25 protein-coding genes are annotated in these 21,573 nt (G+C 72.9%); all 25 read right to left on the bottom strand.

The genetic code is table 11. The annotated features are described in order from the left end of the window. Positions 1 to 72: 72 nt before the first annotated feature. Positions 73 to 330 (bottom strand): carbon storage regulator CsrA, encoded by a 258-nt coding sequence (csrA, locus tag JOD48_RS04830; RefSeq protein WP_307823973.1) that lies wholly within the window; start codon positions 328 to 330, stop codon positions 73 to 75. Between the two features lie 49 nt (positions 331 to 379). Continuing rightward, a complete protein-coding gene (locus JOD48_RS04825; protein WP_191791680.1) occupies positions 380 to 1,228 on the bottom strand; it encodes a hypothetical protein in 849 nt (282 codons plus the stop codon). Beyond that, the gene (locus tag JOD48_RS04820; RefSeq protein ID WP_191791762.1) at positions 1,200 to 3,248 is read right to left on the bottom strand and encodes a flagellar biosynthesis protein FlhA; all 2,049 of its coding nucleotides are present in this window, start codon (positions 3,246 to 3,248) and stop codon (positions 1,200 to 1,202) included. Before JOD48_RS04820 ends, JOD48_RS04825 begins: the two co-directional genes overlap by 29 nt. 178 nt (positions 3,249 to 3,426) lie before the next feature. Next, complete coding sequence (locus JOD48_RS04815; protein WP_191791679.1) at positions 3,427 to 4,575, bottom strand: EscU/YscU/HrcU family type III secretion system export apparatus switch protein; 1,149 nt, start codon at positions 4,573 to 4,575, stop codon at positions 3,427 to 3,429. Beyond that, positions 4,575 to 5,327, bottom strand: a complete 753-nt coding sequence (locus JOD48_RS04810) for a flagellar biosynthetic protein FliR (RefSeq protein WP_191791678.1) — start codon at positions 5,325 to 5,327, stop codon at positions 4,575 to 4,577. Before JOD48_RS04810 ends, JOD48_RS04815 begins: the two co-directional genes overlap by 1 nt. A 5-nt stretch (positions 5,328 to 5,332) precedes the next feature. Beyond that, positions 5,333 to 5,608 carry a flagellar biosynthesis protein FliQ gene (gene fliQ / locus JOD48_RS04805; RefSeq protein WP_191791677.1) on the bottom strand — a complete coding sequence of 92 codons (276 nt, stop codon included), beginning with the start codon at positions 5,606 to 5,608 and terminating at the stop codon, positions 5,333 to 5,335. 1 nt (position 5,609) lies between these two features. Further along, positions 5,610 to 6,458, bottom strand: coding sequence for a flagellar type III secretion system pore protein FliP (fliP, locus tag JOD48_RS04800; RefSeq protein WP_204807823.1), 849 nt, complete (start codon positions 6,456 to 6,458; stop codon positions 5,610 to 5,612). After that, positions 6,455 to 7,132 (bottom strand): FliO/MopB family protein, encoded by a 678-nt coding sequence (locus JOD48_RS04795; protein ID WP_204807821.1) that lies wholly within the window; start codon positions 7,130 to 7,132, stop codon positions 6,455 to 6,457. Before JOD48_RS04795 ends, fliP begins: the two co-directional genes overlap by 4 nt. Before the next feature lie 4 nt (positions 7,133 to 7,136). Further along, positions 7,137 to 7,841, bottom strand: coding sequence for a flagellar motor switch protein FliN (fliN, locus tag JOD48_RS04790; RefSeq protein ID WP_191791674.1), 705 nt, complete (start codon positions 7,839 to 7,841; stop codon positions 7,137 to 7,139). Positions 7,842 to 7,844: 3 nt separating this feature from the next. After that, a complete protein-coding gene (locus JOD48_RS20075; protein ID WP_307823972.1) occupies positions 7,845 to 8,744 on the bottom strand; it encodes a flagellar motor switch protein FliM in 900 nt (299 codons plus the stop codon). A gap of 61 nt (positions 8,745 to 8,805) precedes the next feature. Further along, positions 8,806 to 9,708, bottom strand: coding sequence for an OmpA/MotB family protein (locus JOD48_RS04780; RefSeq protein WP_191791673.1), 903 nt, complete (start codon positions 9,706 to 9,708; stop codon positions 8,806 to 8,808). Further along, entirely contained in the window at positions 9,708 to 10,481 is a 774-nt protein-coding gene (locus tag JOD48_RS04775; protein ID WP_191791672.1) for a motility protein A, read from the bottom strand. Before JOD48_RS04775 ends, JOD48_RS04780 begins: the two co-directional genes overlap by 1 nt. 5 nt (positions 10,482 to 10,486) lie before the next feature. Further along, complete coding sequence (locus tag JOD48_RS04770) at positions 10,487 to 10,792, bottom strand: flagellar FlbD family protein (RefSeq protein WP_191791671.1); 306 nt, start codon at positions 10,790 to 10,792, stop codon at positions 10,487 to 10,489. A 238-nt stretch (positions 10,793 to 11,030) separates the two neighbouring features. After that, entirely contained in the window at positions 11,031 to 12,212 is a 1,182-nt protein-coding gene (locus JOD48_RS04765) for a flagellar hook protein FlgE (RefSeq protein ID WP_191791670.1), read from the bottom strand. A gap of 15 nt (positions 12,213 to 12,227) precedes the next feature. Continuing rightward, positions 12,228 to 12,746: a flagellar hook assembly protein FlgD gene (locus tag JOD48_RS04760; protein ID WP_191791669.1), complete on the bottom strand. Its 519-nt coding sequence runs from the start codon at positions 12,744 to 12,746 to the stop codon at positions 12,228 to 12,230. A 12-nt stretch (positions 12,747 to 12,758) separates the two neighbouring features. After that, a complete protein-coding gene (locus tag JOD48_RS04755; protein WP_204807819.1) occupies positions 12,759 to 14,297 on the bottom strand; it encodes a flagellar hook-length control protein FliK in 1,539 nt (512 codons plus the stop codon). After that, on the bottom strand, positions 14,294 to 15,043 hold the full coding sequence (locus tag JOD48_RS04750; RefSeq protein ID WP_204807817.1) for a C40 family peptidase: 750 nt from the start codon (positions 15,041 to 15,043) through the stop codon (positions 14,294 to 14,296). The genes JOD48_RS04755 and JOD48_RS04750 overlap by 4 nt, the downstream gene beginning before the upstream one ends. After that, positions 15,040 to 15,477, bottom strand: coding sequence for a flagellar export protein FliJ (locus JOD48_RS04745; protein ID WP_191791666.1), 438 nt, complete (start codon positions 15,475 to 15,477; stop codon positions 15,040 to 15,042). Before JOD48_RS04745 ends, JOD48_RS04750 begins: the two co-directional genes overlap by 4 nt. Continuing rightward, the gene (locus JOD48_RS04740; protein ID WP_191791665.1) at positions 15,477 to 16,880 is read right to left on the bottom strand and encodes a FliI/YscN family ATPase; all 1,404 of its coding nucleotides are present in this window, start codon (positions 16,878 to 16,880) and stop codon (positions 15,477 to 15,479) included. The genes JOD48_RS04745 and JOD48_RS04740 overlap by 1 nt, the downstream gene beginning before the upstream one ends. Further along, entirely contained in the window at positions 16,877 to 17,566 is a 690-nt protein-coding gene (locus JOD48_RS04735; RefSeq protein WP_204807815.1) for a FliH/SctL family protein, read from the bottom strand. The genes JOD48_RS04740 and JOD48_RS04735 overlap by 4 nt, the downstream gene beginning before the upstream one ends. Beyond that, positions 17,556 to 18,713: a flagellar motor switch protein FliG gene (fliG, locus tag JOD48_RS04730; protein ID WP_239527331.1), complete on the bottom strand. Its 1,158-nt coding sequence runs from the start codon at positions 18,711 to 18,713 to the stop codon at positions 17,556 to 17,558. The genes JOD48_RS04735 and fliG overlap by 11 nt, the downstream gene beginning before the upstream one ends. Next, positions 18,710 to 20,335: a flagellar basal-body MS-ring/collar protein FliF gene (fliF, locus tag JOD48_RS04725; RefSeq protein ID WP_204807813.1), complete on the bottom strand. Its 1,626-nt coding sequence runs from the start codon at positions 20,333 to 20,335 to the stop codon at positions 18,710 to 18,712. The genes fliG and fliF overlap by 4 nt, the downstream gene beginning before the upstream one ends. Before the next feature lies 1 nt (position 20,336). Next, positions 20,337 to 20,678, bottom strand: coding sequence for a flagellar hook-basal body complex protein FliE (fliE, locus tag JOD48_RS04720; protein ID WP_204807811.1), 342 nt, complete (start codon positions 20,676 to 20,678; stop codon positions 20,337 to 20,339). 5 nt (positions 20,679 to 20,683) lie between these two features. Continuing rightward, complete coding sequence (locus JOD48_RS04715; protein ID WP_191791661.1) at positions 20,684 to 21,076, bottom strand: flagellar basal body rod protein FlgC; 393 nt, start codon at positions 21,074 to 21,076, stop codon at positions 20,684 to 20,686. Between the two features lies 1 nt (position 21,077). Further along, positions 21,078 to 21,419, bottom strand: a complete 342-nt coding sequence (locus JOD48_RS04710) for a flagellar basal body rod protein FlgB (protein ID WP_191791660.1) — start codon at positions 21,417 to 21,419, stop codon at positions 21,078 to 21,080. Positions 21,420 to 21,573 lie beyond the last annotated feature (154 nt).

Genomic DNA, 21,573 nt, shown 5'->3' with positions numbered 1-21,573 from the left:
CAGCCAGGTCGCGCCGCACGGCTGCCGCGGACTCCTGAGGCTCTGCGGGTACGTCGCCACGTCGTCGAGGACTCAGGACGCCGGTCGCAGGGCGAGCAGCGCACGCACCTCGTCGGCGCTCCCGTCGCCCGCGGCGGCTGCACGGTTGCCCTCGGCCACCTGGTCGACGATCTCCGCCCGGTGGATGCGCACGTCGCGCGGCGCCTCGATCCCGATCCGCACCCCGTCGCGGCCCGCGGAGACCACCGTCAGGACGATGTCCTCGCCGACGAGGATCCGTTCGCCCACCTTGCGCCCCAGCACCAGCATCGACGTCCTCCTGACGTTCACGACATGTCGTCCTGACCTTCCGGGAGCACCTATGCGGACCTGCCGTCGGTCAGCCCGCGTCCCATCCCTCGGGCAGCCCGAGGAGCTGGACCGTCTCCGGGGTGCGGGTCAGCGACCTGCCGACCACCACCATGGCGTGCACGTGCACGACCGCCCGCAGGCCGTCGACCCACGCCGCGGTGTCCGCGTGCTTGCGCGAGGCGTCGACCACGACCCACACCTGCTCGGGCGCGAGCTCGTCGAGCACCCGGAGACCGTCCACGAGATCCGCGGCGACCCCCACCGCGACCGCGGTCGCCGTGCCGGCGTGCACGCCGCGTGCCCGCGCCTCGGTCGCACCGCGCCGGTCGACGACCCGGTGGGACTCGCCGTCGTGCGCGTGGCCCGCCGAACCCGTGAGGAGGCCGAGGCGCGCGCGCATCGCGCGTGCGACCGGCAGGGCGTCACCCCCCAGGCCGACGAGGGCGACGAGGTCGCCGGGGGCTGTCGAGGGCCCCACCTGGCTCGGGGCCCGCGCCGGTTCGGGGAGGGCCGTCTCGGCGATCAGCTCGTCGAGCATCGCCGCGAAGTCGTCGCCCCCGGTCGACATCTCGAGGTCCTCCGACCGTGCCGAACGGGCCGGCTGGAGCCGGTCGGCCTCGTCGGCGTCGTCGAGCAGGGCGGCGATGCCCGCCCGGCGCGCCGCGGGGAAACGGACCGGGTGCTCGGTGGGACGCGACGGGGCCGGGGACGCGACCTCGACCACGGCCTCGTAGTGCTGCCTGCCGAAGAGTCCCTTGATGCCGCCCGTGATGACCCTCTCGGCGGACACGATCCGCACGTCGGGGCCGTGCTCGCGCCGTGCCTCGTCGAGGATGGCCTCCAGGGTGTCACCCGCGAGCCGCAATCGCCGGGGCATCGTTCACCACCCCGACCGTCTCGATGAGGGCGTTGCCCGAGGTCACCTCGGTGTACGAGAGCACCGCCAGGTCGGCGAGCTGCGTCGCCACCAGGCGACGGATCGCCGGGCGCAGCGACGGCGCACAGACCAGGACCACGTCGTGCCCGACCGCGCGCGCGGACTCGGCGACGTCGGCGACCGAGGTGCGGAACGCGTCGAGCCGGGCCGGGTCGACGACGATCACCGTGCCGTGCTCCCCTCCCGGTTGCCTGCCCGCGAGCATGGCCTGCTCGAGCACGGGCGCGATCGTCACGACCCGGATGGTCCCGTCGACCGTGTAGCGCGCCGGGACCGCCGGCCCGAGGGCGGCGCGCGCCGACTCGACGAGGTGCTCCGCGTCGGTCGACCGCTTGGCCGCGAGCGCGAGCGCCTCGTAGATGCGCGGCAGGTCGTTGACGGCCACGCGTTCCTCGAGCAGCCCCTGGAGCACGCGCTGGATCTCGGCGAGGGACAGCAGCGTCGGCGTGAGCTCGTCGACCGCCGAGGGGTTGGTGCGCTTGACCTCGTCGGTCAGCACGCGCACGTCCTCGCGCGAGAGCAGGCGCGCGGCGTTGGCCGAGATGATGGCCGACAGGTGGGTCACGAGCACCGAGACGCGATCGACGACCGTGGCGCCCGCCATCTCGGCGCTGTGCCGCATCTCGACGGGCACCCACTTGCCCTCCATGCCGAACACCGGGTCCACGGTGGCCTGACCGGGCAGCGACGCGAGGTTGTCCCCGAGCGCGAGGACCTTGCCCGCGGGTGCCTGGCCCCGACCCGCCTCGACGCCCGCGATCCGCACGGCGTAGGTCGAGGCGACGAGCTCGATCGAGTCGCGCGTGCGCACGGGCGGCACGACGACGCCCAGGTCCATCGCGATCTTGCGCCGCAGGGCGCGCACGCGCCCCAGGAGGTCGTCGTGCGCGCCCGTGACCAGGTCGACGAGGTCGGGGGCCAGCAGGATCTCCAGGGCGTGCACGCGCATCTGCTCGATGAGGTTCTCGGTACCGTCCGTCGAGGCGGCCGCGCCCTTCTCGAGCTGCTCGGCCGCGGCCCGCGCGACCTCGGCCCGCTGCTGGCGCGACTTGATCTGCTGCGCCGCCACGAGGAGGCCGATCCCGAGGACCAGGAACGGCAGCTTGGGCATGCCCTCGATGAGCGCCATGGCGAACGACGCGACGCCCGCGATCGCGATGGCGTGCCGCGACTGGACGAGCTGGCTCGAGGCCTGCGACCCGACGTCGCCCTCGCCCGAGTTGGAGCGGGTCACGATCATGCCGGTCGCGACGGCCATGAGCAGCGCCGGGACCTGCGTGACGAGGCCGTCGCCGATCGTCAGGATCGAGTAGGTGTCGACCGACTCCCCGATCGGCATGCCGTGCATGACGACGCCGATGACGATCCCGCCGACCAGGTTGATGATCGTGATGACGACGCCCGCGATCGCGTCGCCCTTCACGAACTTCGAGGCGCCGTCCATCGCACCGTAGAAGTCCGCCTCCGCGGAGACCTCGGCACGCCGCTCGCGGGCGTCGGTCTCGGAGATGAGGCCCGCGTTGAGGTCGGCGTCGATCGCCATCTGCTTGCCGGGCATCGCGTCGAGGGTGAACCGCGCCCCGACCTCGGCGACGCGCTCGGCGCCCTTGGTGATCACGAGGAACTGGATGACCACCAGGATCAGGAACACGACCATGCCGATGACCAGGTTCCCGTTGACCACGACGTGGCCGAACGCGCTGATGACCTCGCCCGCGTACCCGTTGCCCAGCACGAGGCGGGTCGAGGCGACGTTGAGGCCCAGCCGGAAGAGCGTCGCGACGAGCAGCAGCGACGGGAAGACGGAGAAGTCGAGCGGCTTGGTGACGAACATCGACGTCAGCAGGATCACGAGCGAGAGCAGGATGTTGACGATGATGAGCACGTCGAGCATCCCCGCGGGGATCGGCACGACGAGCAGCAGGACGATGCCGACGACGCCGAGGGGCACGGCGATCATGGCGAGGGAGCGGTTCTTCACGCGGAACCCTGGTCCTTCCCGGTCCGGAACGGTGGCAGGTGCTGCCGCGAGGCCCTATGCACGTCGCGCCGACGGCAGCGCGGGTCGGCCTCGCGGTCGGCCTCGCGGTCGGCCTCACGGTGGGCAGCGGCGCGGTCGGTCGGGCACGTCGGTCGCCTCACGCCGTGCGCGCCTCGCCGTCCCCCGCGGCGCCCTCGACCGGCCACTCCCCCGGCGCGATCGCCGGACGGCCCAGCCGGTGCGGCACGGAGGAGACCGCGGCCCCCCGGCGTGCGAGGGCCATGACGAACGCGAGGACGCGCGCGACGGCCATGTACAGCTCGACCGGGACCTCCTGCCCGACGTCGCAGACCTTGTGGAGGGCGCGCGCGAGCTGGACGTCGCGGACCATCGGCACGCGCGCCTCCTCGGCCTTCTCGCGGATGCGCGCGGCGAGGTGGTCCGCGCCCTTGGCGACGACGCGCGGTGCGGACTTCCCCGCTTCGTAGCGGATCGCGACCGCGACGTGCGTGGGGTTGACGATCACGACGTCGGCGTCAGCGACCGCGGCGAGCATGCGGTTGCGCGACAGGGAGCGCGCCATCGACCGGCGCTGCGACTTCACCATGGGGTCGCCGTCGCTGTTCTTGTGCTCGTCCTTGAGCTCCTTCTTCGTCATGCGCGTCTTCTTGCGGTTGCGCTTGGCGACGACGAGCACGTCGAGCAGCGCGAGCGAGATCCCCGCCGCGGTCGCCCAGAGCAGCAGCGCCCTGACCCCCGACCCGGCTGCCTCCAGCAGCGACGAGACCGGCAGCCCACCCGCGGACAGCAGCACGGGCATGAGCGACTGGATCACGACGTACAGCACGACCCCGACCACGGTCGTCTTGAGCAGCGCCTTGACGCCGTTCCACAACGCCTGCGGGCCGAGGATCCGCTTGAACCCGGAGACCGGGTTGAACTGCTGGAACTCACCCCGGAACTTCTTCAGGTGCAGGCCGCCCTGCACGACCGAACCGATGATCGCGGCGAGCGCCACGGCCGCGAGCAGCGCGCCGATCGTGGGCAGGATCGACCCGAGGGCCTCCTGCAGGAGCACGACCGCGACGGCCGGCTCGGGGTTCTCGATCACGGTGCGGATCGAGAGCACCTGCTCGGTCGCGGCACCCGCCGCGTTGCCGAGCGTCAGGGGCAGCAGCGCCCCCGCGACCGCGATCCCGACCCAGGCCGTGAGGTCCTGCGACCGGCCGAGCTGGCCCTTCTCGCGGACCTCCTTCATCTTGCGGTCGGAGGCCTGCTCGGTCCTCTCCTCGGACGTGTCCGCCATCAGCCCACGCCTCCCATCAGCTTCAGGGCCTGCGCCGTGAGCGCGGACAGGGCGTGCGGCAGGGCGATGAGCACCGTCCCGACGAGCGAGAGGGTCAGGAAGATCTTGAGCGGGAAGCCGAGCGCGAACGCGTTGAGCGCGGGGGCGACACGGGTGACCAGGCCCAGTCCGACGTCGGCCAGGAAGAGGACAACGACGATGGGCCCGGCGATCTGGAGACCCGCGACGAACGACCCCGTGAGCGCGTCGACGAACGACCCGGCCGGGACCCCGGCGAACGCCCCCACGGGCACCACGTCGTACGAGCGCGCGAGGCCGAGGATCACGAGCTGGTAGGCGTCCGAGGTGAACATCAGGACGACGGTGGCCAGCGCGAACAGACGCGTGAACTGCGACCCGCTCACGTTCGTCTGCGGGTCGAACGCCATGCCGACCGAGAATCCCCCGAACAGGTCGAGGTGCGAGCCGGCTGCGGTCACGGCCGAGAAGACGATCATGACCATCGTGCCCAGCATGGCGCCCGTCGCCGCCTCGGCGACCACGTGGGCGAAGAACGTCGCCGTGCCCACGGGTTCGTACGTCGGCGCGACCCGGCCCGAGACCACCAGGCCCAGCGAGACCGCGAGGATGGCGCGCACCTGGCGCGGGATGGCCTTGTGGGAGAACGGCGGCGCGAGCAGCATGAACGCGGCCAGGCGGACCCCCGCGAGCAGGGTCGCCTGGAGCCACGCCTGGTCGATGTCGAACGTCACCGACGTCAGCCGCCGCCCAGCAGCGACGGGATGAGGTCGAACATCGAGTGGGTGAACGAGACCAGCTCGCCGATCATCCAGTTCCCGCACACGATGAGCGCGACCGCGACCGCCGCGGCCTTGGGCACGAACGAGAGCGTGACCTCCTGGATCTGGGTCACCGACTGCACGAGCGAGATCGAGAACCCCACCACGAGCGAGGTGATGAGCACGGGGGCCGCGAGCTTCGCGGCGAGGATCATCGCCTGCGTCGCGATGTCGAGGACTGCCGAGGTCTCCATGTCACCCCACCCCGTACGAGCCGATGAGCGAGGTCGTGATGAGCGCCCACCCGTCGACGAGGACGAACAGCAACAGCTTGAACGGCAACGAGATCATGGTGGGCGGGAGCATCATCATGCCCATGCTCATGAGCGCCGCCGCCACGACCAGGTCGATCACGAGGAACGGCACGAAGATCACGAAGCCGATGATGAACGCGGCCCGCAGCTCCGAGATGACGAACGCCGGCACGAGCGTGGTCAGCGGGACGTCGGCCATGGTCGCCGGGTTGTCGAGGTCGGCCGCGCGCGTCATGAGCGCGAGGTCCTCCTCGCGCGTGTGCGCGAGCATGAACTCGCGCAGCGGCACGGAGCCCGCGTCGAGCGCCTGGCTGAACGTCGTGGTGCCCTCGAGGTAGGGCTGGACGGCGGCGTCGTTGATCTCGCCGAACACCGGCCACATGATGAACATCGACAGGAACAGCGCGAGCCCCGCGAGGACCATGTTGGGCGGCACGGTCCCCGTGCCGAGCGCGTTGCGCGTCAGGGACAGCACCACGAAGATCTTCGTGAACGACGTCATCATGAGCAGCAGCGTCGGGGCCAGCGACAGCAGCGTGATGCCCACGAGCGTCACGAGGGACGACGACGGCTCGCCGTTCGGACCGTTGATCTCGACCGAGAAGCTGCTGCCCCCGTCGGGAGCGGTCGGGTCGACCGGGGCGGTGGGCGCCGTGGGGTCGGTCGGGGCGGCGCTCGCGGACGGGGCGAGCAGCACGGTCGCCACGAGGACGAGCGCGACGAGGAGAAGGGCCGCGGCCAGGGCCACGACGCGGCGCGACCCCTGACGCGCCGGGGTGTCGAGGGTCATCGCCGGGGCCCCCACACGGCCCGCGCGGCCTGCCGCCAGGTGTCGACGGCCAGGAGCGAGCGCGCCGCGGCGGGCTCGAGCAGGGCGGTGGGGACGCCCGACGGCGCACCCGCCACCGCGAACACGGCCGCCGCGGGCGCGGGCGCGGGCCCTGCCGGACCGGAGGCCGACGGGTCGGTGGCCGCGTCGTCCGTCGGGACGGTCGTCTCGCCGAGCCAGACGTGCGCGGCGAGGACGGCCTCGTCGAAGGACTGGCTCGGCTCGGCGGGACCGGTGTCCCCGAGCGGGCCTGCCTCCGCTCCACCCACGGGGGCGGCCACGACCTGCGGCCCGGTCGTCGACTTCACCACGTTGAACGGCCCCACGCGCGAGGCCGTCGCTCCGCGCAGCGCGTGCTTGGGGGTCGCGGGGCCGGTCGTCGCGGGCGCGGGGCCCTGGTCGATCACCGTGACCGACGACTCGGTGACCCCCAGCAGGTAGCGGGTACCGCCCGAGTCGAGGAGCACGGCGGCGCTCTTCTGGCTCAGCCCCTGACGGGCGACGACGGTGAGCTGCGCGCCACGGCCCGCGGGGGCCGTGCGCCTGCTCCGGTCGGCGACCCGGTACGACAGCCACAGCAGCCCCATGACGACCGCCAAGGAGAAGGCGACGCGCAGCACGGTGGTGACGTCCACGGGCTCAGTCGTCCGCGTCGAGGATCTTGGTGATCCGCACGCCGTAGTCGCCGCCGTCGACGACCACGACCTCTCCCTTGGCGATGGTCCGACCGTTGAGCTGGACGTCGGCGGGCGCACCTGCCGAGCGGTCGAGCTCGACGACGGCGCCGGGCTCGAGGTTGAGCACCTCGCGCACGGGCATGCGCGTGTGCCCGACGACGACCGCGAGCCGCATCTCGACGTTGGAGATGCGCGCGAGCCTGCTGCCCGTCATGGCCTCGTCGGGCAGGCCGCGCAGGGTCTTGCGCGTGCGGACGACGAACCAGCCCGCGGTCGGCCCGCCCCCGGCGGAGAGCTCGAAGACGACGGCCTCCTCGTCCTCGAAGAGCTCGGTCGCGTCGGAGACGCGGACGTCGCCGAGCACACCGACGCCGGTCGTGGCACCAGCCGCCTCGAGCGCCGGGCGCAGGAGGTCGGTCACGTCGAGCGTCGGGGTCTCGGACGCGTCGGCGAGCGAGGACTCGTCGATGAGAGCGAGCGCCATGTCGGTGCCGGTGTCCCCGACGTACGAGGCGACGACGGCGGTCACGGCCTGCGGGCCGACCGGGGCCCCGCCGGAGATCGCGGCCGAGAGCGGCGTGCTCGTGGGGACGAGCTCGACGAGTGCCCGGGCGGCCTCCGCCGCGGCCTCGACGGCCGTGCGGTCGGCGGTGGTGGCGGTGCTCATGTGTCAGTTCTCCTCGGTGGTGACGATGCGGCAGGCGAGGCGGGAGCCGGACGAACCGACGGCGCCGCGCGCCAGGACGTGGCCGTCGACGATGACGTCGAGCGGGCGGGAGCGGTTGTGCGGCAGGCGGATGACGTCGCCGACCGCGAGGTCGACGACCTCGACGGGCGTCATCACCGCGCTCGAGAGCTCGACCGTGACGTCGACCAGGGAACGTGCGAGGTGTCGTCGCGTGCGGGCCGCGGCGTCGGCCGGGTCGTCGGCAGGGTTCGCCTCGCCGAGGTGCGGGAGCAGCGCGATCGCGGGCAGCGCCAGGGTGGCCGTGCACGGTCCGTCTCCGACGCGCAGGTTGAACTCCGCCACGATCATGAGCTCGGCGGTCGGCGCGGCCTGCACGAACTGCGAGTTGTGCTGGATGGACCCGATCTTGAGGGGGGTCTCCAGGAGACGCCCCATCGAGTGCCGCAGGTCGCGCAGCGTCTCCGTGACCAGCGAGGTCACGAGCGCTCGCTCGACGTCGGTGAACTTGCGGTCGATCGCCGGGATGTACGGGCCGGCGCCGAGCATGTGCGCGATCCACGTGAGTGCGTCGGTGTGGGGGAACTGCAGCACGGCACGCGGGTTGATGCCGTCGATCTCGCACACGACGACCGCGGTCGTGACCGGCAGGTCGGCCACGTAGTCGTCGTACGTGCGCATGGTCACCGCGGCCAGGCTCACCTGGGACACGACCCGGACGCGCGCCGTGAGCTGCGTGCCCCACTGGCGGGCGAAGCTCTCGAACGCCATCTCGAGGATGCGGTGGTGCTCACGCACGAGCGTCGTCGGACGACGGAAGTCGTAGACCTCGACCTTGCGCCGGTCGGCGGGACCCTGGACCCTGACGGGTGTCGTCGTGCTCACGCTGGTCTCCTATGCACGCACGCGCCGCAGAGCCTGCGCGTCGGCGGGAGCCCGTGGTGGGTCAGTCCTGCGCGGTCGCCGCCTCCGCCGCGCTCGCCTGGGCTGCGCGCTGCGCCGCCTCCGCCGCCGGCACGTCCGCCGCGGTGAGGGTGCCGCCGAGCACCTCGGGGATCAGCGCTCGCACGGCCTCGGGCTGGGCGGACAGCACCATGATGTCGACGCGCCGGTTCGTGGCGAGCGCCTCGTCGTGGGTGCCCGCGGCGAGCGGGCGGGCGGACCCGAACCCCACGGCCGCGATCCTGTGCTCGGTGAGTCCGCTGTGCTCGACGAGGTAGCGCAGCACCGAGGTGGCACGCGAGGAGGACAGCTCCCAGTTCGTCGGGTAGCGCGAGCCCACGGTCGCCTTGTAGTCCGCGTTCCCCTCGACCTGGATCTCGTAGGGCGTCGGAGCGAGCACGGGGCCGATGATCGCCAGCACCGCCCCCGCCTCCTCGGTGAGGTCGGCGCTGCCCGGCGAGAAGAACGTGTCGGCCGACACGAGACGGACGGTGAGGCCGCGCTCGTCGATCTCGAACCGCACGGTCTCGGACATGCCGTACGCCTGCAGGTCCTTCGACATCGCGTCGCGCAGCCCGGTCAGGTCGGCGACCTCGGCCAGGGCCCGCTCGAGGTCGGTCTCGACGTCGGCGGGCGGCTCGGTCGCGGGGTTGTCGATGACCGCCTCCACGACGTCGGCGTCCTCGATCGTGCCGAAGCCCGCCGCGAGCGACGACTTGAGCTCCTGGTACTTGTCCTGGTCGACCGAGCTGATCGCGAACAGCACGATGAACAGGCACATGATGACGGTGACCATGTCCATGTAGGACACCATCCAGCGACCGCTGCCGCCCGTGTCGTGCCCTCCACCACCACCGCCACCGCCACCGCCTCGCCTGCTCCGGCCGTGCCCACCGCGCCGGCTCATCAGGCTGCCTTGCCCGGGGGCAGCGACCACTCGGGGACCATGGTCTTGAGGCGTTCGTCGATGACGCGGGCGCGGGCGCCCGCCTGGATCGACATGTACCCCTCGAGCAGCACGTCGAGCCGCTGGATCTCGAGGTCGGAGATGCGCTTGAGCTTGGCGCCGATGGGCAGCCAGATGAAGTTCGCGGACAGGATGCCCCACAGGGTCGCGATGAACGCGGCGGCGATCATGTGCCCGAGCTCTGCGGGGTCGGACAGGTTCTCCAGGACGTGGGTCAGCGAGACGACGGTGCCGACGATGCCGATGGTCGGGGCGTACCCGCCGATCGCGTTGTAGAAGTCGTACGCGACCGCGTCCTCGCGGCTCTTGGTCTCGATCCGTTCCTCGAGCAGGGTGCGCAGCTGGTCCGCGTCGGCACCGTCGGCCAGGGACTGCAGGGCGCTGCGCTGGAACGGGTCGTCGGTCTTCTGCGACTCCGCCTCGAGCGCGAGGAGGCCGCCGTCGTTCTGCACGATCTCGGCAGCGCGCACGACCTCCTCGATCGCGTCCGCCGGGCGGGCGGGCTTGCTCATGAAGGCCCTCGGCAGCGCCTTGACCGCCTGGAGCGCGTCGCGCACCGTGCCCGACGCGACCGCGACGAGGATGCTGGCCCCGAAGACGAGGATGATCGGCGCGGGCAGCAGGATCGACGTGATCTGGGCGCCCTCGAGGAGCACCATCGCGACGAGCGCACCGAACGCGAACAGGATGCCGATGATGGTTGCGGGATCCATGGGGCCTACTTCCTCGGGGTGGGCAGCGGGGTCACGGGGACCGGGACCCGGTCGTGCGCGGCCGGCTCGGGCCGGTCCGGCACGATGCCGAGCGGCGTGCGCTCGTTCGTGACGGTCATGGACTGCGCGAGCAGCAGGACGCGAGCCTTGTGCTCCTCGACCAGCCGGATCACGTCCTCCATGGACTCGGTGACGATGTATCGAGAACCGTCGATCAGCGTGACCCGGGTGTCCGGGTTGGTCTCGACTCGGGCCACGAGGTCCGCGTTGATCGCGATGCGCTCGGAGCTGAAGCGCGTGAGGACGATCACGGTTCCACCTTCGGGTCGGGTCGGGTCGCAGGGTGCGAAGGGCGTCTGGCCAGGTCTTTCGCGGCGCGGTGCACCGGTCGGCCCTGCCCCGCTGATCCGTACTCTCGGCAGCCGTCGGGCTCTCGTGAAGGCGAGGGTGGCTGAACCGTCCGGGCCGCCCCGAGCATGACGGTGCCCCCGGGACGGGTCGTCCCGGGGGCACCGTGGTGACCGCGCGCCGCCCCGCGCGCGGCCGTCGTCAACGCTTGAGGTTGACGAGCTCGGTCAGCACCTCGTCGGAGGTGGTGATGACGCGCGAGTTCGCCTGGAACCCGCGCTGGGACACGATGAGGTTCGTGAACTCCTGCGAGAGGTCCACGTTCGACATCTCCAGGTAGCCGGCCGTGATGGAGCCCATGCCCTGGTCCCCTGCACCGCCCACGATGACCTCGCCCGAGTACTGCGTGGCGGCGTAGGTCGAGCCGCCCGCCTTCTCGAGGCCGCCCATGTTGGTGAAGGACGCCAGCGCCACCTGGCCGAGGACGGCCGTCTTGCCGTTCGAGTAGGTGCCGATGATCGACCCGTTGCCGGAGACCGAGTACGACTTGAGCGAGCCGGCCGCGGCGCCGTCCTTGGCCGAGACCGCGACGTTCGACAGCCCCGCGTAGGACGTGACGGTGCCGAGGTCGATGGCCACGCCCGCGACCGTGAGCGACCCGCCCGCCGTGAGGGCGCCGTCGGTGAAGGTCAGGTCCTGCGGCCCTCCGATGACGGTCCCCGTCGCGGCGTCGAGCGCGCTCACCGACCACGTGCCGCCGGTCGCGGTGAACTCGAGCGACATCTTGGTCGACGTGCCGAGCTCGTCGAAGATCTCGATGTCGCGCACCACCTTGGTGCCGTCCTTCGCGTCGGCCGGCAGGTTGCCGCCGAGCGTGACGCTCGTCGTGGCCTCGGGCGGGGCGACGTCGCCGACCGGGATCGTGAGACGGCCGAGGGGGCCGCTCGTGTTGACGACCCCGTTGACCGCCGTCCAGCCGCGGACGAACGCGCCGTCTGCGTTGACCAGTCGGCCGCTGGCGTCGAAGTCGAACGCACCGTTGCGGGTGTAGAGCTGCTGGCCGCCGCTCTCGACGACGAAGAACCCGTCGCCGTCGATCATGAGGTCGGTCGCGACGCCAGTGGCCTGGGACGCACCCTGCGTGAACTGCGTCGTGATCGCCGCGGTCGTGACGCCGAGGCCGATCTGGGCGGGGTTGGAGCCACCGACCTGCTGGTCAGGGGCGACACCCGCGGCGACGAGCTGCGAGAGCGTGTCCTGGAACTGGGTGCGCGAGGACTTGAAGCCCGTCGTGTTGACGTTGGCGATGTTGTTGCCCGTCACGTCCAGCATGGTCTGGTGGGCTCGCAGACCGGAGATTCCGGTGTTGAGAGAACGGAGCACGAGAGTCCTTTCGGGTCAGGCGGCTGCGCCGGCCTGGCTGTCGGTTGCGCCGTCCGTGGCGGGTGGGGGGTCGGTGGCATCCGTGCTGACCGTGCCGGTGACGCCGGAGACCTTGTCGAGCGCGATGCTCTTGTCGCCGATCGTCACCGTGGGGACGGCGTCCTTGTAGGACACCGCGGTGGCGATGCCCGTGTGCTCGACGCCGTCCGCGTCGAGGTAGGACACCTCCTTGCCGAGCAGGGTGGCGGCCGCGTCGCGCATCTGCAGCGCGAACGCCTCCTGCTGCCGCACCGCGGAGTCCTCGACGAGGGTCCGCATGGCGCTGAGGGACTCCATCATGGCCAGCGACGTCGTCTGGGCGACGATCTCGCTGGTCTCCATGGAGCTGGACGGGTCCTGGTTGCGGAGCTGCGTCACGAGCAGCCCGAGGAACAGCTCGCTGTCGTACTCCTGCTTGGGGGCGCGCGCGTTCTGCGTGCGCGGGGCGGTCTCCACGGGGGCGGAGACGGGCCCGGTGACGGGGGGGACCGGCACGTCGTTCCTCTCTCAGACGAGGACGTCGAGGCGCCGGGAGGCCCCCGGCGTCGTGTCGTCCACTGTCGGCTGGATGGTCTGGTCGGTGGTCGCCCCGGGGACACCGGGACGTGCACCGGTGCGGGACTGCCACGGGTGCTGCTCGCCGGGGCGACCGGCGGTGCCGGCTCCTGCGTCTCCCGCGGTGCCGTCGCCGGACCCGGCCTGGTGGCCGGTCCCCTGCGCCGGTGCCTCCTTCGCGTCCGAGACCGACAGCGACGCCGTGGGCGCGATGCCCGCGAGGTCGCGGCGGAGCTCGGCCGCGAGGGCACGCAGGGCGTCGCGGCCCGCGTCGTGCGGGGCGAAGAGCTCGATCCGCAGCTCGCCGCCCGCGATGTGGGCCCGGACGGTCACGGGGCCCAGGTTGTCGGGGGTCACCGACAACGTGAGCACGTGGTCGCCGTCGCCCGCGTCGAGGAGCTGGAACACGGGTCCGGAGACCTGGGCGTGGAGCGTGGGCGTCGCCTGGGGCGTGGCGGGGGCAGGGACGACCTGCCCGACGGCGCCGCTCACCGGGGCCTGCACCACCGGCACCGGCGCGGGGACGACCTGGCCGGGCGCCGCCGTCGGCTCGGGGGCGACCTCGGCCGCGCCGGTCGGGAGAGCCGCGCCGGAGCCGGGAGCGGTCGCGGCCGGTGCCGTTCCGGAGGTCGGCGACCCCGTCGACGTCACCGTCACGGCAGCGCCGGGGTGCTGCTGCCCGCCGCCCGACGAGGAGCCCGCCCCGCCGGAGCTCTGCCCGGCGGTGGTGGGAGCGGTCGCGGCACCGAGGGGCGGGGCGTCGGTCGGAGCGGTACCCGGCGCGGTCGCCCCTGTCGAGGTCCCGCTCGGAGCGACGCCCTGCCCGGCGATCTGCTCCGCCGTCCGGCCGACGCCGTCCGCAGGCTCCCCCGCGCCGCCGACCGGTGGCACGGGCGCGCTGGCCTGCTCTTCCGGTCCTGACGAGGCGGGCCCGCCGACGTCCACGTGGCCGCCCGCAGCGCCGAGAAGGCCGGGGACGCCGGCGCTCCCCGCCGTGCCCACCTCGTCCAGCGTGCCGGTCGGTCCCGGCAGCACGGGGACGACGGGCAGGAGCACGGCGGCCGCCTGACCGTCGAGCGTCCCGGCCCCCTCGACGCCGCTCCACCCGTCGGACCCGTCGGTGCCGTCGGCCCCGGCAGCGCCAGCTGCGCCACCGGACCCCGCAGCGCCTCCGGCCCCGACGAGACCGTCGGCCACCGTCCCGTCCGCCCCCGGCCCCCACCCCTGGCCCCCGTCGACTGGCGTGCTCGCCTGTCCGCCCGAGGACCCGGGCAGGCCGGGACGCCCCGGGTGCGCGGCGCCGTCGGGCAGGGTGCCCACGACGCTCGACCCCTCACCGGAGGTCGGTGCGTCCCCCGGCCCGGCGGCCTCGTCCGACGCCGCGGCGAGCGACCGGCCGAACGCGTCCGAGGAGTCCCCGGCACCGCGGCGCGCACCGGGCGCGGCAGCGGGCGCGAGGATGCTCGCGAGCGACGACGTGACCGCGGTCATGCCGCCACCCCCGCGCCCAGCACCCGACGGATCGTGGTCACGGACGCGTCCGTGACCGAGGTGATCTCGACCGTCTGCCCGGGCTTGGGCGAGTGGATCATCTGCCCGTCGCCCAGGTAGATGCCGATGTGCTTGCCACCCCGCTGGACGATCAGGTCGCCGGGCTGCGCCTGCGCGAGCGACGCGACCTCGGTGCCCTGACGCATCTGGTCGCGCGCGACCCGCGGGAGGTCGATGCCGTGCGCGCCGAACACGAGCTGGACGAGTCCCGAGCAGTCGAGACCGCCCTCGGCCAGGCTCTCCCCTCCCCAGACGTACGGCACCCCCAGATACTGCTTGGCGGTCTCGAGGATCGCTCCCGCGCTGCCCGTGGCACCCGTGCCGGCGGCCGGGGCCCCCGACGCCGGGGACACGGCAGCGGTCGCGCCCGCCGTGGTCGCGCGCCCCGTCCCGGCGAGCGACGAGAACAGCCCCGCGAGGTCGAGCGTCCCCGTCCCCGTCCCGGTGCCCGTGGCGGACCCGCCGAGCGAGGACAACAGGCTGCCGAACAGGTCGGACGAGCCGGCCCCCTCCCCCGCGCCGACGGCGGCGAGGACCGACGCGAAGTCGGTCGCGCCCGTCGCGCCCGTGCCCGAGGTGGTGCCCGTCCCGGACGTCGACGTGCTGCGCGTCGCCGTGGGGTCCTGGAGGGTCGCGATCTCGGTGCGGATCTCCCCGACGCGAGCCAGGGCCTGGGTCATGCTCATGCTCCGGTGGTCCTTCCGGTGGTCGGTCGCCACGTCGACGAGGCGACCTCGTCGAGCGTGACCTGCTCGGCGCGGCCCTCGGCGCGCGCGACGTCCTGGTCGTGGCGGTCCTCGAGCTTCTCGAGCCCGAGGCGCGCGGTCCGCGCTCCCTGGAGCCCGCTGAACGCCGCGTCGACCTCGGCCGACTTCCGTCGCGCCTCGGCCTCGAGAGCCGCGAACATCGCGCTCGTGGCGGCCCGCGAGGCCGCGATGGCGGCGAGGGACGCCCCCGTCGTCGCACGGTCGGGCGACGACTCGAGGTACGCCGAGAGCCCGCCCGCCTCCTCGACGGTCTGCGCGAGGTCCGCGTGGGCGCTCGCGAGCCGTGCCTTGGCCGTGTCCTCCTCGAGCCGCCGCAGCCGCAGCACCCCCGCGAGCCGGAACTTGGTGCTCATCACGCCTCCCCGTCGATCAGGGCCTCGGTCAGCCGCGCGAGGCGCGACCACGTCTCCTCGGCCGGTGTGCCGTCCGTCATGGCTTGCTGGAGAAAGGCGTCGATCGCGCGCTCGTGCGCGATCGCCGCGTCCACGAGCTGGTCGGTGCCCTTCTTGTAGGCCCCGATGTCGAGGATGTCCTGGGCCTTGCGACGTGCCGCGAGCACCTTGCGCAGGGTCAGCGCGAGCGACCTCTGCTCGGGAGTCGTCACGCGCGACGCGACGCGCGAGATCGACCCGAGCGGGTCCACGGCCGGGTAGTGGCCCGACACCGCGATGGCCCGGTCGAGCACCACGTGCCCGTCGAGGATCGAGCGCGCCTGGTCGGCGATCGGCTCGTTGTGGTCGTCCCCGTCGACCAGGACCGTGTAGATCCCCGTCACCGAACCGCGCACGCCCGTGCCGGCCCGCTCGAGCAGGTTCGCCATGAGGGAGAAGGTCGACGGCGGGTAGCCCCGCGTCGCGGGTGGCTCGCCGACCGACAGCCCGATCTCGCGCTGCGCCATGGACACGCGCGTGAGCGAGTCCATCATGAGGACGACGTGCGCGCCCTCGTCCCGGAACGCCTCGGCGATCCGGGTCGCCGTGAACGCAGCCCGACGGCGCATCATGGCCGGCTCGTCCGACGTCGCGACCACCACGACCGACCGGGCCAGGCCTTCGGGCCCCAGGTCGTCCTCGAGGAACTCGCGGACCTCACGACCGCGCTCGCCGACGAGGGCGATGACCGAGACCTCGGCGTCGGTCCCGCGCGCCACCATCGACAGCAGCGACGACTTGCCCACGCCCGAGCCCGCGAACAGGCCGATGCGCTGCCCGCGCCCGAGGGTCACGAGCGAGTCGAGCACGCGCACGCCCGTCTGGAGCGGCGTGTCGATGCGGGCACGATCCATCGCCGAGGGCGCCTCGTTGTCGACCGGCACCCGCGCGTCGCTGACGATCGGTCCCAGCCCGTCGACCGGGCGCCCGAGCGCGTCGATGACGCGGCCGAACAGGCCGCGACCCGTGGGGACGAGGATGCCCGTCCCGCTCGTGCGCACGGGGGCGCCGGCACCCACCCCGGTCAGCCTGCCCAGCGGCATGCACCGGGCCAGCCCCTGCGACGTCGCCACGACCTCGGCCGCGACACCGTGCGGCGCGTCCCCGATGTGCACCAGGTCGCCCAGGGCGCACCGCAGACCCGCGACCTCGACGCTCAGACCGACCGCCGACGACACGACCCCGACCCGCTCGGGGCGGGCGGCCGCGGCCAGCGCGTCGAGCGCGGCAGGGCGCCACGAGGCCCGCCCGAGGGCGTGGGCCGGCGCTGACGGAGCGCCAGGTGCGGGCCCGGACGGCTTCTCGGCCACGTCGGTCGCGGTCATGCCACGGCCCTCCCGGCACCGGGCCGTCGGCCCGGGTGGCGCCCCTCGGCCGAGCCGTCGAACCCACCCGTCCCGGGGTGCTCCGCCGCCTCGACGAGGGTCGCGAGCTCGGCCCGGGCGCGCTCGACCGCCGCCCCGACGCGGGCGTCGAGGTAGCCCTTCTCGAGGTCCGCCACGGCGTCGCCACGACGGAGCGACGCGTCGGGCACGAGCACGGGCTCCCGGACACCGGCCTCGGTGAGCAGGCGCACGTCGTCCGGGTGCAGGCGGACCTCGACGATCGCAGCCTCGGCGCTCGACGTCACGCGGGCGAGAGCCGCGTGCGCGGCCAGGGAGCGATCGGCGAGCTGCAGGCCGACGATCGCCTCGGCGAGGTCCAGCGCCCCGCGCAGGGTCGCCTCCTGCGCGGCCTCGACGACCGGCACCGCCCGCTCGGCGAGCGCTCGCGCGGCCTCGTGCAGCAGCACGACCGTGCGACGGATGCTCTCGACCTGCTCGGCCGCCCGGCGTGCGTGCTCCTCCTCGAGGGAGGCCCGCAGCCGGTCCACGCCCTCCTGTGCAGCACGGGCGCCCGCGGCGTACCCCGCGGCGTACCCGCGGGCGGACGCGGCCGCCTCGACCTCCTGGGCCCGCGAGCTGTGCAGCACCGGGACCGCGTTCGGGACGAACGCCGACTCAGTAGACAAGCTCGTCCCCGTCCGTGCGGTGGATCGTGATCTTCTCGTCGGCCTCGAGGTCCCGGACGATGCGGACGATCTCGGCTCGTGCCTCCTCGACCTGGCTCACGCGCACGCCACCCAGGCCCGCGATCTCCTCGTCGAGGAGCGTGCGGTTGCGCGCCGAGATGTTGGTCGTGACGGCCTCGACGACCCGCGCGGTCGTCCCCTTCATCGCGAGCGCGAGCACGGACATCTCCACGCCCCGCAGGATGATCTGGACGTCGCGCGCCTCGAACGAGGCGATGTCCTCGAACGTCAGCATGCGCGAGCGCACCTCGTCGGCGAGGGCAGGGTCCCGCGCCTCGAGGCCCTCGAGCAGCGCCTTCTCCGTCGCGACGTCCGAACGGTTGATGATGTCGACGAGCGGCTGGACGCCGCCGATGATCTCGACCGGCTGCCGAGGCGCGATGCTCGCCCCCATCCGGGCGCGGAACTGGTCCGAGACGAGCTTGACCGCCTCGGGGGACGCCGTACCCATCGTGGCCAGCGCCTGCGCCACGTCGGTGCGGTAGTCGTCGGCGAGGTTGGCCAGCACCGACGACGCGACGGTCGCGCTCAGGTGCGCGAGCACGAGGGCGACGGTCTGCGGGTGCTCACCGTCGAGCAGCGAGATGATCTGCCCCGGCTCGGTCCCGTCCAGGTACTCGAAGGCCTTGCCCTGCATGCTCGCCACGAGGCGCTCGACGACGTCGGCAGCCTTGTCGACTCCCAAGGAGGCCTCGAGCAGGCCCACCGCGAGGTCCTTGCCTCCTCGCGGGCGAGGGCTGCCGGACAGCGCCATGTCGTAGAACTCGTCGAGCGCAGCGACCGCGAGGTCCGGGTCGACGACCTGGGTGCGCATGATCTCCGCCGCGACCTCGCCCGTCTCCTCCTCGGAGAACAGCGACATGACCGTGGCCGCACGCTCCTGGCTCATCTGCATGAGGACGAGCGCGACCTTCTGGACACCGGACATGCCGGCGATCCTGCGCACCGTCTCGACAGGGAGCTGCGGCTCCCCGGAGGCCGGGGCGTCGACCGTGATCGTCTGCGTCACGCCCGCCCCCGAGGTGCCGACCGTCCCCGCCGGTGCATCCTGCACGCCGGTGCCCGGCGCGTTCGTCGTGATCGTCATCGCCGCACCGACCGGTCCTCGGCCAGCAGCACGCGCAGGTACTCGGCCGTCTTGTCCGGGTCGGCCCCGGCGAGCGCGTCCACCTCGGCCCGACGCTGGTCCAGGCTCGAGAAGCGGGGCGTCGGAGGCTGGATCTCGGGGCGCGTGGGCACCGGCTCGAGCAGACCGTCGCCGTCGTCACGACCGCCGCGCACCGGCCCGAACTCGTCGAGGCCGTCGTGCACGGGGCGCAGCTCGAGGTCCGCGATGTCGACCGTCTCGCGGCGCTCCCGGCGCCGGCGGGCCCGTGACCAGACCACGAGACCCAGGACGACGAGCAGGAGGATGCCCGTGACGACCGCCCCGGTCCTCAGCATCTGGCCCTGTTGCTCGGCGGCCGCTGCCGCCTCGGCAGCGGCGAGCGCGGCCTGGGCGGCATCCGCAGCCCCCGTGTCGAAGACGAGACGCTCGACCTCGATCACGTCCCCGCGCTCCGCGTTGATGCCGGCCGCAGCCGCCACGAGGCTCGTGATCGCCGCGGTGTTGCCCGCCCCGGCCGCGTCGGCGTTGAGCGCGACCGACACCGTCTGGCGCGTCAGGGCGCCCGCGGGCCGCGTCGTCGTCTCCGTGGTCTTGTCGATCGCGTTGTTGCGCGTCGCGTCCTGCGACGTGTAGCTGCTGTCACCGGTGCCGCCGTTGGGGACCGCGATGTTGTCCGGCCCCAGCACTCCCGCGCCGCCGCCTCCCATTCCGGTGTACTCCTCGGTCGTGGTCGACTCGTTGAGCACCGGCGCGTTCTCGGGAGCGGTGAACGTCTCCTCGAGACGCTCCGAGCTCGACACGTCCATCTCGGCGGTCACCGCGACGGTCGAGTTCCCCGCACCGACGACGCGGTCGAGCATGGCCTGCACCGCGCGGGCCGTGCGCTCCTCGTACTCCGAGCTCTGCTTGCCCGACGACCGGGTGCCCACGCCGACCTCCGAGAGGACCGCGCCGCTCTGGTCCACGACCGCGACGTCGGTGGGCGACATGCCGTCGATCGAGGCCGACACCAGGTGCACCATGGCCTCCACCTGCTCGGGGGCCAGCGACTTCCCACGGGTCGGGGCCACGAACACCGACGCCGTCGGGGTGCCCTTCTCCGCGGCGAAGACCGTGGCCTCCGGGATCGCGAGCTGCACGGTCGCGGTCGAGACGTTGTCCATGGCGCCGATCGTGCGCGCCAGCTCGCCCTCGAGCGCACGCTTGTACGTCACGTCCTGCTGGAACTCGCTCGACGTCACGCCCATCTCGTCGAGCAGCGAGTACCCGCCGGTCGACTCGTCGGCGGGCAGCCCCGCCGCGGCGGCCGCGAGCCGCTGCTCGTACACCTGCTCCTCGGGGACGAGCACCGTCGCTCCGCCGTCGGACAGCTGGTAGGGGACGCCCTGCGACCGGAGCTGGTCCACGATCGCCGAGGCGTCCGCGCTCGACATGCCCGAGTACAGGGGCGCGTAGCTCGGACGCGACACCCAGGACACGAGGCCGACCACGGCGACCACGAGGATCGCGAGGGCGAGGACCGCGAGCGTGCGCTGCGCGATCGTGAAGTCGCGGACGGCGCCGAACGCGCGCCCGAACGACGACTTGATCTTCTCCGGCATGTCAGGCCTGCATCCTCATGATCTCGTTGAACGCGTCGACCGCCTTGTTGCGCACGGTGGCGACGAGCTCGAGGGTGGTCGCGGCACGCGTCGAGGCGATCGTCGCCTGGTGGATGTCCGCCAGGTCGCCCGAGACGGCGGCGATCGTCAGCTCGTTGGACGCCGCCTGCAGCTGCTGGGTGTTGTCGACCGCGCCGCCGAGGGCCGAGGCGAACGCGCTCGCGCCCACCTGTCCGGTCGACGCGGGGGCCGTGGCCGGCGACAGGGCGGACAGGGCGGACGCCGCCTCGGCGCCCGACAGGTAGCCGGTCGCGGTCGTGGGCTCGATGGGAGACACAGGCATGGGGCTCACTTCCCGATCTGGAGTGCTGCTTCGTAGGCCGTCTTGGCCCGGTCGACGACCGCCGCGTTCGCCTGGTACCCGCGCTGGGCCAGGATGAGATGCCCCATCTGCTCGGACATGTCGATGTCCGGATAGCGCACGTACCCGTCCTCGTCGGCGAGCGGGTGGTCCGGCTCGTACGTGACGCGCCCCTCCTCGCTGCCCCAGGCGGCGCCCGCGACGAACGCTCCGGGGCTGTCGTTGCCACCCTCCTGGACGGTCACGTAGCGGGCGCGGAACGCGGCGTCGTCGGTCGACGTCACGGTGTTCACGTTGGAGAGGTTGTCGGCGACCGCGTCGAGCCACTTGCGGTGCACTGTCAGGCCGGAGCCGGCGATGCCGATCGCGTCGAAGGTCATCTCAGCTCGTCCTCATCGCCGCGCGCAGCGAGGCCGCCTCGCCACCGACGGCCTGCGTCGCGAACTGGTAGCGCAGCACGGTGTCGATGTTCGAGAGGGTCTCGGTGTCCAGGTTGACGTTCGAGCCGTTGAGCTGGGTCGGCTCGAGCGAGCGCGCCACGCTGAACGCCACACGTCCCTCGCCCGAGGCGACGGAGGAGGCCAACGCCTGCTCGAACTGCACCCGCTTGGCGGTGTACCCGGGGGTGTTGATGTTGGCGATGTTCTCCGCGATCACGCGTTGACGGGCGGAGAGCCCGTCGAGCGCGCTCTGGAGCGCCAAGGAGGTCACGGAGTCGAACACGTTCGCGGTATCCCCACGTCGAAGGTGTGTCGGCCGTCCCATGGCCTGCGGAGTGAGCGGTCCGTGCTCACCATGACCTCTCGGCCGCTCCGCGGCCGTCGTGCGTCGCGCACCCTGACCCGGGTCGCGGGTGAGGTGATGCGTCGTCGTGTCA

The organism is Oerskovia paurometabola (assembly GCF_016907365.1).
GTDB classification, from domain to species: Bacteria; Actinomycetota; Actinomycetes; order Actinomycetales; family Cellulomonadaceae; genus Oerskovia; species Oerskovia paurometabola.
The sequence above is the reverse complement of the archived record's forward strand: the minus strand, read 5'-3'. Positions and strand labels throughout refer to the sequence as shown.

Coding starts and splice junctions, on each gene's coding strand:
- JOD48_RS04825 (WP_191791680.1), bottom strand. CDS start 1,228: ATGCCCCGGCGATTGCGGCTCGCGGGTGACACCCTGGAGGCCATCCTC.
- JOD48_RS04820 (WP_191791762.1), bottom strand. CDS start 3,248: ATGATCGCCGTGCCCCTCGGCGTCGTCGGCATCGTCCTGCTGCTCGTC.
- JOD48_RS04815 (WP_191791679.1), bottom strand. CDS start 4,575: ATGGCGGACACGTCCGAGGAGAGGACCGAGCAGGCCTCCGACCGCAAG.
- fliQ (WP_191791677.1), bottom strand. CDS start 5,608: ATGGAGACCTCGGCAGTCCTCGACATCGCGACGCAGGCGATGATCCTC.
- fliP (WP_204807823.1), bottom strand. CDS start 6,458: ATGACCCTCGACACCCCGGCGCGTCAGGGGTCGCGCCGCGTCGTGGCC.
- fliN (WP_191791674.1), bottom strand. CDS start 7,841: ATGAGCACCGCCACCACCGCCGACCGCACGGCCGTCGAGGCCGCGGCG.
- JOD48_RS04780 (WP_191791673.1), bottom strand. CDS start 9,708: ATGAGCCGGCGCGGTGGGCACGGCCGGAGCAGGCGAGGCGGTGGCGGT.
- JOD48_RS04775 (WP_191791672.1), bottom strand. CDS start 10,481: ATGGATCCCGCAACCATCATCGGCATCCTGTTCGCGTTCGGTGCGCTC.
- JOD48_RS04755 (WP_204807819.1), bottom strand. CDS start 14,297: ATGACCGCGGTCACGTCGTCGCTCGCGAGCATCCTCGCGCCCGCTGCC.
- JOD48_RS04750 (WP_204807817.1), bottom strand. CDS start 15,043: ATGAGCATGACCCAGGCCCTGGCTCGCGTCGGGGAGATCCGCACCGAG.
- JOD48_RS04745 (WP_191791666.1), bottom strand. CDS start 15,477: ATGAGCACCAAGTTCCGGCTCGCGGGGGTGCTGCGGCTGCGGCGGCTC.
- JOD48_RS04740 (WP_191791665.1), bottom strand. CDS start 16,880: ATGACCGCGACCGACGTGGCCGAGAAGCCGTCCGGGCCCGCACCTGGC.
- fliG (WP_239527331.1), bottom strand. CDS start 18,713: ATGACGATCACGACGAACGCGCCGGGCACCGGCGTGCAGGATGCACCG.
- fliF (WP_204807813.1), bottom strand. CDS start 20,335: ATGCCGGAGAAGATCAAGTCGTCGTTCGGGCGCGCGTTCGGCGCCGTC.
- fliE (WP_204807811.1), bottom strand. CDS start 20,678: ATGCCTGTGTCTCCCATCGAGCCCACGACCGCGACCGGCTACCTGTCG.
- JOD48_RS04715 (WP_191791661.1), bottom strand. CDS start 21,076: ATGACCTTCGACGCGATCGGCATCGCCGGCTCCGGCCTGACAGTGCAC.